General features: G+C 64.9%; 7 protein-coding genes. 1 reads left to right on the top strand and 6 read right to left on the bottom strand.

Annotation, left to right across the window (positions count from 1 at the left end):
* Positions 1-368 (top strand): 4-hydroxy-tetrahydrodipicolinate reductase (gene dapB, locus HCZ87_RS18550; protein WP_167646226.1); only part of this gene is annotated, 368 nt, incomplete at its 5' end.
* Between the two features lie 89 nt (positions 369-457).
* On the opposite strand, the gene HCZ87_RS18545 is transcribed toward dapB, so the two are convergent.
* The 6 genes from HCZ87_RS18545 to HCZ87_RS18520 form a co-directional block, all read right to left on the bottom strand.
* The gene (locus HCZ87_RS18545) at positions 458-1831 is read right to left on the bottom strand and encodes a pitrilysin family protein (protein ID WP_167646224.1); all 1374 of its coding nucleotides are present in this window, start codon (positions 1829-1831) and stop codon (positions 458-460) included.
* Positions 1828-3276, bottom strand: a complete 1449-nt coding sequence (locus HCZ87_RS18540; RefSeq protein WP_167646222.1) for a pitrilysin family protein — start codon at positions 3274-3276, stop codon at positions 1828-1830. Before HCZ87_RS18540 ends, HCZ87_RS18545 begins: the two co-directional genes overlap by 4 nt.
* Before the next feature lie 135 nt (positions 3277-3411).
* Complete coding sequence (locus tag HCZ87_RS18535; RefSeq protein WP_167646220.1) at positions 3412-3915, bottom strand: DUF3035 domain-containing protein; 504 nt, start codon at positions 3913-3915, stop codon at positions 3412-3414.
* Positions 3916-3969: 54 nt separating this feature from the next.
* Complete coding sequence (gene lspA / locus HCZ87_RS18530; protein WP_167646218.1) at positions 3970-4452, bottom strand: signal peptidase II; 483 nt, start codon at positions 4450-4452, stop codon at positions 3970-3972.
* Between the two features lie 21 nt (positions 4453-4473).
* Positions 4474-6063 carry a bifunctional phosphoribosylaminoimidazolecarboxamide formyltransferase/IMP cyclohydrolase gene (gene purH, locus HCZ87_RS18525; protein WP_167646216.1) on the bottom strand — a complete coding sequence of 530 codons (1590 nt, stop codon included), beginning with the start codon at positions 6061-6063 and terminating at the stop codon, positions 4474-4476.
* A gap of 24 nt (positions 6064-6087) precedes the next feature.
* A complete protein-coding gene (locus HCZ87_RS18520) occupies positions 6088-7833 on the bottom strand; it encodes a heparinase II/III family protein (protein WP_167646214.1) in 1746 nt (581 codons plus the stop codon).
* Between the last annotated feature and the right edge of the window lie 180 nt (positions 7834-8013).

The following is an 8013-nucleotide window of genomic DNA, read 5'->3' as shown; positions in this document are numbered from 1 at the left end:
AGGATTTTGATATCGAGGTCATCGAGGCCCATCATCACCACAAGGTGGACGCGCCCTCGGGCACCGCCCTGATGCTGGGTGAAGCGGCGGCCGAGGGCCGGGGCGTGGCGCTGGCGGATGTGTCGGATCGCGGGCGCGACGGGATCACCGGGGCGCGCAAACGCGGCGACATCGGCTTTAGCGCGATTCGCGGTGGCGATATCGTGGGCGAGCACGACGTGCTGTTTGCGGCTGCGGGCGAACGGATCGTGCTGCGCCATATGGCGACGGATCGCGCCATCTTTGCCCGTGGCGCGGTGAGGGCGGCGCTTTGGGGGCTGGGTCAGGCGCCCGGGGAATACGATATGATCGACGTTCTGGGGCTCTGATCAGGGGCACTGAAACACGGCCCTGACACAACAAAGCCGCGCCTCATGCGAGGCGCGGCTTTGCCGATCTGGCGGGAGCATCCCGTTGATCAATTGCTGGATTTCAGCCCCTTGGGTTCGCCGACAACAACAAAGCGCAGCCCCTCGGGATCGAGCAGCTCCCCGGCGACCCGGTTCACGTCTTCCAGCGTCACCGCCTCCACCTTGGCATTGCGGGTCAGCACGTAGTCGGGCGGCAAATCATCCATCTGCATCGCCACCAGGATCGAGGCGATCTGCCCATTGCCGTTGAAGCGCAGCGGGTAGGCGCCGGTCAGATAGGTCTTGGCGTCCGAAAGCTCCTCGGGCGTGACGCCGTCGGTGGCGGTGGCAACCCATTGATCGCGCACAACGCCCACGGCCTCTGCCATCTTTTCATTCGCCGAGGCGAGCGAGCCCATATAGGTCGCCGCAAGATCGCGCGGCACCAGGTAGCTGTAGACCCCATAGGTCAGGCCGCGTTTGGTGCGTACCTCGCGCATCAGCCGGGTTTCAAAGGAGCCGCCGCCAAGGATCTGGTTCAGCACATAGGCGGCAAAGAAATCCGGGTCGTGGCGGTCGATCCCCTTCTGGCCAAACAGCGCCACCGACTGCGGCGTGGCGAAGGGCACCACCGTGACACCGCCCTTGAGCAGCACCTCGGCGGGGCCGGGCATCGGCGCGCCCTCGGCAGGCAGATCGCCCAGCAGATCGTCGAGCAGGGTGCCGAGTTCCTCGGGCGAGATATCCCCGACCGCGCTGACATAGAGCCTGTCGCGGGCAAAAACGGCCTCATGGGCGGCGAACATATCCTGACGGGTCAGGGCGGAGACGCTCGCGACCGTGCCCTTGCCGCTGCTGCCATAGGGGTGATCGCCAAAGGCGAGCGCGGCGAATTTTTTGCCGGCGATGGCATTGGGGTCGGTCTCGTCCGATTTCAGCCCCACCAGCACCTGCGCCCGCACCCGGTCCAGCGCGTCCTGATCAAAGCGCGGCTCCAGCAGGGTCTGGCGCAAAAGCTCGGCGGCCTCGTCGCGATTCTCGCTGAGGAAACGGGCGGAAATGGACACCGTGTCCTTATCCGCGTCATAGGAGAAATCCGCCGCCAGAGCCTCCAGCGCGCGGGCGTAATCCTGGGCGCGCATATCGCCGGAGCCCTCTTCCAGAAGCCCCGCCATCAGATAGATGCCGCCGCGCTTGCCGGGCGCATCCAGCGAGGTGCCGCCGCGAAAGCGCAGCTCCAGCGCGGTGAAGGGGATGCTGTGGTCCTCGACCAGCCAGGCGTTGATGCCGCCGGGGGAGGTGACTTCCTGAATGTCGATCTCGGCGCGTGCCATCTGCGCTGCGAGCAGCAGCGCCAGCCCGGTGACCAGCCCCATCAAGGCCCGCATCAAAGGGCGCTGGTCGCGCGCGATAGCCCGGGCCTGTGTTCTGTTGCGGCTCATTGCGCGGCCTCCTGCTCGGTTGTCTTGGTCAGATAGCCGGTGACCGAGGCTTCGGGTTTGATCAGCTCGCGCGCGGCGGCGATGATTTCATCCTCGGTGATCGACTGCAACACACGCGGCCAATCCTGCACATCCTCGACCGTCAGCCCAGAGGCCAGCGCCTGCCCGTAGCGGTTGGCGATCCGGTCCACATCGTCGCGGGCGTAGATCTCGGAGGCGCGCAGTTGCAGCTTGATGCGCTCCAGCTGGGCGCTGTCGACGCCCTCGGTCAGGAACTGCTGCACGGTGCGATCCAGCGCCGCCTCGGCCTCTGGCAGGGTGACGCCTTCGGCGGGGACAATCACAAAATCAAAGGTGGTGTCGTCCAGCGAAACCCCGGAATAGAAGGCCGCCGTATAGACCGCCACCTGCTGTTCAAATTGCAGGGCATTGGCGAGATAAGAGGTATTGCCGCCCCCCAGAAGCTCGGCCAGCAGATAGAGCGCGGCGGCCTTTTCCTGGCTGCCGTGGTCGCGTTCGGGCGCCAGATAGGAACGTTGCACATAGGGCTGCGCCACACGCGGGTCGGCATAGGTCAGACGGCGGGCGGCGACCTGCGGGGGTTCCTCGCTGCGGATGCGCTCCGGCAGGTCGGGATTGGCGGGAATGACGCCATAGTAGGTCTCGGCCAGTTTGCGCACCTCGTCCGGGTCCACATCGCCCGAGACCACCAGAATCGCATTGTTGGGCGCGTAATAGGTGCCGTAGTAGGACAGCGCGTCCTCCATCGACAGGGTTTCCATCTCGTGGCGCCAGCCGATCACGGGCTGGCCGTAGCGATGGTTCAGATATTGCACCGCCCGCATCTGTTCACGAAACAGCGCAGTGGGGTCATTGTCGGTGCGCTGGTTGCGCTCCTCCAGGATCACCTCGCGTTCGGTGATGATATCGGTTTCGGTGAGGCGCAGATTGCGCATCCGGTCGCTTTCCATCTGCATCATCAGCTCCAGCCGGTCGGCGGCGACGCGCTGAAAGAAAGCGGTGTAATCATAGCTGGTAAAGGCGTTGTCCTGACCGCCGTTGCGCGCCACCGTTGCCGAAAGCTCGCCGACCTCCATGGTGTCGGTGCCCTTGAACAGCAGATGTTCGAGGAAATGCGCAACGCCGCTTTCGCCCACCGGTTCATCTGCCGATCCGGCCCGATACCAGACCATATGCTGCACCACCGGGGCGCGGTGATCTTCGACCACGACCACCTGCATGCCGTTTTCCAGCGTGAAGGTGGTGACCATCTCGGTGCCGCTTTGGGTCTTGGCCTCGGTCTCTACGGTGCTCTCATCGGCCGGGCTTGTGTCCTGGGCGGCGAGGGGGGCGGGCAGGCCAAGGCTGGACGCCATCACCAGAGCGCAGAGTGTCGCCCGCCAACTGGCCTTTGGCCCGGACGGAACCGCTGCAACAGATGTCATGTATCGTATCCTCCAGATCAGTCAGCCGGGCGCATAGGGCATGCCATGGCCCGGTGCAGACTCAGGGTATCTGCTTACGATCAAGTTACGGAGTCGCGTCCCGGCCACAAGGCTATTTGCCGAAAATGTGATGACTTATCGGTCTTCTGGCGGGGCCGAGGGGGTCGGAACGCCCGCGGCGCGATAGGCATCACTGACCGCATAGGGGTCGAGCGAGTCGCGCTCATAGGTTTCGGCGTAGCGATCCACCGGGAACAGCTTGATATTGGCCAGGATGCCGGCGCGTTTGCGGCGTTTGGCGTCCTCTTCGGCCAGGGTTTCGCGGATATCGCCCTGCACGCCATAGCGGCTGGCTGCGGTGATCAGCGCACCCTCGCTGGCCGGAATGCCGCTGGAGGGCCGCCCGCCGAGCGCGACGATGGCTTCCTGTCGCGGATTGCGGTCGGTCAGATTGGCGCCGCCGGGGGTTGGTGTCGGCAACTGCGCATAGCTGGCCGGTTGTTCCAGCGGCTTGTTAGGCAGCACCAGAAACTCGTCCGGGCCTTTGCGGCGCGCGTCGAGATCGTGCAGCGGCTTGTCGCCGCAGGCGGCGAGCAGCAAAACGGAACCCAGAATGATCGGTGCGGTCGCAAAGCGCATGGGGCGCGTCCTCTTAGCCATTTCACACACCTCTAGCGCATATCGGCAGAGAGGTCACGCGGGCTTTTTCGCGCGGCTTTCAAACAGGATCAACCCGGCTGCGCCCAGAAAGATAAACACATCCGCGACGTTGAAAACAAAGGGATTGCGGAACCCGCAGCAGGACATGTTGAGGAAATCCAGCACATAGCCATAGGCCAGACGGTCCACCACATTGCCCAATGCGCCGCCAATCACCAGCCCGGCGCAGATCTGCATCGCCAGACTGGCGCTGTGGCTGCGCCGCACCCAGAGCAGCACCGCCAGGCTGATCGCCAGCGAGATCGCCACCAGGATCCAGCGGCTGGCATCGCTGTCGCCGTCAAACAGGCCAAAGTTGATGCCCCGGTTTTCGCCATAGCGGAAGGTCAGCAGCGGCGGCAGCACATCGAGCCGCAGCCGGGTCACCAGATCGAGGCCGAAGACGACCCCGATCTTGCTGGCCTGATCCAGAATCAGCGCCAGCAGGGCGGCAATGTACAAGGCGAATTTGCGCATCGCGCCGGATCCTCTTTGTGATTAGTGGCGGAAGTGGCGCATGCCGGTAAAGACCATCGCCAGACCGGCCTCGTCGGCGGCCTTGATGACCTCATCGTCGCGCATGGAGCCGCCCGGTTGGATCACGCAGGTTGCGCCATTCGAGGCGGCTTCCAACAGGCCATCGGCAAAGGGGAAGAAGGCATCGGAGGCCACCGCGGAGCCCTTGGCGAGGCTTTCCGGCAGGTCCATCGCGTCCGCCATCCGCTGTGCCTTGACACCGGCGATGATGGCGCTGTCCACGCGGCTCATCTGGCCCGCGCCGACGCCCACGGTCTGGCCGTCCTTGACGTAGACAATGGCGTTGGATTTCACATGTTTGGCGACTTTCCAGGCAAACAGCAGATCGGCCATCTGTTCCGGCGTCGGCTGTTTCTTGGTCACCACCTTGAGGTCATCCATGGCGCGGTGGCCGACGTCCTTGTCCTGCACCAGCATGCCGCCGGAGACCTGACGGGTGGTCAGGCTGGCGTCCTGCGGGTTGGGCAGCCCCTCGGTGATCAGGAGGCGCAGGTTTTTCTTGGCGGCAAAGATCGCTTTGGCCTCGTCCGATGCGCCGGGAGCGATGACCACCTCGGTAAAGATCTCGGTGATCGCGGCGGCGGTCTCTGCGTCCAGCGGCATGTTCAGCGCCACGATACCGCCAAAGGCGGAGGTGCGGTCGCAGTCAAAGGCCTTGGTATAGGCTTCGATCAGGGTTGCGCCCCGGCCCACACCGCAGGGGTTGGCGTGTTTGATGATCGCCACAGCCGGGCCATCCTCGGGCGCGAATTCGCTGACCAGCTCAAAGGCCGCATCGGTGTCGTTGATGTTGTTGTAGGAGAGCTCCTTGCCCTGGAGCTGCTGGGCCGTGGCAACGCCCACCCGCTCGGTGCCATCGGTGTAGAAGGCGGCCTCCTGATGGGGGTTCTCGCCATAGCGCAGGGTCTGCGCGATCTGACCGGCAAAGGCGCGGCGGCGCGGGGCGCGGTTGTCGATCACACCGGCCATCCAGTTCGACACGGTGGCGTCATAGGCGGCGGTGCGGGCATAGGCGTTCTGCGACAGCCACTTGCGGAAGGCAAAGGAGGTCTGACCGTCGTTCTTGTCGAGCTCCGCCAGCAGGGCGTCGTAATCCTCGACATCCACCACCACGTTCACAAAGGACTGGTTCTTGGCCGCGGCGCGGATCATCGCCGGGCCACCGATGTCGATATTCTCGATCATTTCCTCGTAATCCGCGCCGCGCTTCAGCGCCGCCTCAAACGGGTAGAGGTTCACCACCAGCAGGTCGATCTCGCCGATGCCGTGTTCCTTCATCGCGGCGACATGGCTGTCGTTGTCGCGCAGCGCCAGCAGGCCGCCATGCACCATCGGGTGCAGGGTCTTGACGCGGCCATCCATCATTTCGGGAAAACCGGTAACCTCGGAGACATCCTTGACGGTCAGCCCCGCATCGCGCAGCGCCTTGGCGGTGCCGCCGGTGGACAGGAGCTCGACCCCACGGTCGGCAAGCGCTTTGCCCAGATCAATCAGGCCGGTTTTGTCAGAGACGGACAGAAGGGCGCGGCGGACGGGGTGGAGGTCGGTCATCGGTGTCAGAATCCTTGTTCAGGTTCATTCGTCATAGGCCATCGGCTCGTCGCGGTTCAGATCGCGCACGGCCAGAGCCGTATCCTGCGCCTTGCTGAGCGTCCAGCGGATCTGGGTGGCGTATTGAATGGCCCGACCCGACAGGACAATTTGCAGCGATTGACGCGGCTTCAAGCGGGTCTTTTCCAGGTAAACGCTGGTTTCCAGCTTCAGGTCGCATTGACCATCGTGACGGAATACCCAGATTTCCCCACTCTTGAGCGCCATGGATACCGCCGAGCCGCCCAAGTCAAGGGCCGCGTCCACATCCGCGTGCAAATGAAAGCGCAAATCATAGCCAATGCCCTTGAGCCCGCCCGCATCCAGCGCCTTGTCAAAGCGCCGTTTGGCGGCATCGTCGAGCGTCAGCAGCATATCCTCGCCGGTAACGCTGCGCCCATCCACCGACAGCTCCAGCGAGCGGGCCACGGTGGCGCCGTAATATTTGACATAGCCATCATGGGCACCCTGAAAGCGATAGCCGTCGTCCAGCTCCTCGTAGCCGATCGGCACATCGCTGGGCGGCTCGATCAGGAATTCATGGCTGCTGCCCTTTTGCGGCGGTGCCAGCCGGGCGCTGGACTGGCCCTCAAGGCACATCACCGAATGTGAGGGCGTCGCCCGCCCGGTCCGGCGCCACTCCAGGCCGAAGTTCTCGCCCGCGCCGCAATTGACGATCAGGGGCCGCCGCCCGGAGGTCAGCTCAAAGGCCAGGGTCGAGGCATGGGCGTTGTAGGATGCCTTGCCCGCAGGCGGCAGGCTGGCGTCCACGATGATCGAGGTCCGCCGCGCCGAAAGCCGGGCAAAGCCCATGGCCAGCCCCTCGTGGCGGCGGGCGGGCACATGCGAGGCGGCCAGGGCGTGATCGAGCCAGCCCTCCTGTCCGCGCCCGCCGCCGTGAAACCGCGCGAGGCTGCCATCGCTGTGGCGCAGCGCGCGCAGGGTGGGGGCGATCCGGTCCAGCGCGGCGTGATGTTCCCGGGGCACGCTGCGGCCCGCCTCATGCAGGGCGGCGGCGGCCCAGGTCAGCAGGGTGAAGACGTCCAGAAGCTCCTCGGGGTTGCGGGTCGGCAGGCCGCCATCGGCGTTGATCTGCGTGGCACAGTCCTGCGCCAGCGCCTTGACGGCCGGATCCGCCAGCTCTTCGCAGCCCTTCAGCGCAAGCCCTGCGTAGATCAGCCCGGTGAGCGCTTCAAACCGGGGCAGCCCGGGCGAGGCGCCTTTCCAGCGTTGCGACAGAAACCAGGTTTGCTGGGACAGCGAGCGGTAAAACGCGTCGGAATGGTCCTTGTCCTGGCCGCTGAGCAGAAACAGGGCGTGGTTGATCCAGCGGATCACCCGCCGTCCGGTCAGATCCGGCGACCAGCCGGGCCCGGTGCCCGCGCCATGGGTGGCAATCCAGCCCCAGACCCAGTTCTGCGCTTTCTGGCGGGCCTTGATGTCGCCGACGGCGGCCAGATCGTCGAGCCAGGTGCAGCCCTGCCGTTCGGCCTCAAAGGCGAAATCGGGCGCGTCCACCTCCCAGAGGCCGGTGGTGTTGCTCTCCACGAGATAGCCGGCAAACAGGAGGTTCCCGGCCACCAGCTGGCGTCCACGCGCGAAGCTGCCGATGGTGCGCGGCTCCGGCTGCGACACAAATCCCGTCGCCGCAGGCTGTTTGCGCGCCTTCCAGGCGGTATAGCGGTTTAGCAGCCGCGTTCCGCGACTGGCCATGCGATCGTATCTGGACATGCTCTCTTGCCTCACACGCCTTTGGCGTTTTGGCCAGAGGATAACGCCTGGGAGGCTGGGTGTCATGCGCTCTGTGTCGGATCAGGAACGATTTGGTGCGGGTGGCAGCGTCTCTGGCTGCAAAGTCACCGCACGTTGGGGGCGGTGCGCTCCCGCCCGTCGCCGGATCATCAAAGAATG

It is taken from the genome of Phaeobacter sp. HF9A, assembly GCF_011806385.1.
Lineage (GTDB): Bacteria > Pseudomonadota > Alphaproteobacteria > Rhodobacterales > Rhodobacteraceae > Epibacterium.
Note: the sequence above shows the minus strand (reverse complement) of the source record. Positions and strands in the feature narration are given on the sequence as shown.

Bases quoted from the DNA above. Each gene is read 5' to 3' on its own strand.
- HCZ87_RS18535 (WP_167646220.1), bottom strand. From the start codon at position 3,915: ATGCGCTTTGCGACCGCACCGATCATTCTGGGTTCCGTTTTGCTGCTC.
- lspA (WP_167646218.1), bottom strand. From the start codon at position 4,452: ATGCGCAAATTCGCCTTGTACATTGCCGCCCTGCTGGCGCTGATTCTG.
- HCZ87_RS18520 (WP_167646214.1), bottom strand. From the start codon at position 7,833: ATGTCCAGATACGATCGCATGGCCAGTCGCGGAACGCGGCTGCTAAAC.
- purH (WP_167646216.1), bottom strand. From the start codon at position 6,063: ATGACCGACCTCCACCCCGTCCGCCGCGCCCTTCTGTCCGTCTCTGAC.
- HCZ87_RS18545 (WP_167646224.1), bottom strand. From the start codon at position 1,831: ATGAGCCGCAACAGAACACAGGCCCGGGCTATCGCGCGCGACCAGCGC.
- HCZ87_RS18540 (WP_167646222.1), bottom strand. From the start codon at position 3,276: ATGACATCTGTTGCAGCGGTTCCGTCCGGGCCAAAGGCCAGTTGGCGG.